The following is a 236-nucleotide window of genomic DNA, read 5'->3' as shown; positions in this document are numbered from 1 at the left end:
CTATGGGCCGTATCAATATCCTGAAAAACTAATTCCATTAATGGTGACGAATGCGCTGGAAGGGAAAAAATTACCGTTATATGGCGATGGATTAAATGTAAGAGATTGGTTACATGTAACGGATCATTGTAGTGCGATTGATGTTGTTCTGCATAAGGGACGTATAGGAGAAGTATATAATATAGGTGGAAATAATGAAAAAACCAATGTAGATGTTGTGGAACAAATTATTTCTC

The 236-nt window shown here is 35.6% G+C and carries 1 protein-coding gene; it reads left to right on the top strand.

Annotated elements, in window-relative coordinates; genetic code table 11:
• Positions 1–236, top strand: a 236-nt coding sequence (locus SB658_RS27465; protein WP_410603721.1) for an NAD-dependent epimerase/dehydratase family protein, incomplete at both ends; no start/stop codon positions are given.

The sequence above is a fragment of the Bacillus sp. SIMBA_008 genome, assembly GCF_046535495.1.
GTDB classification, from domain to species: domain Bacteria; phylum Bacillota; class Bacilli; order Bacillales; family Bacillaceae; genus Bacillus; species Bacillus subtilis.
The sequence above is the reverse complement of the archived record's forward strand: the minus strand, read 5'-3'. Positions and strand labels throughout refer to the sequence as shown.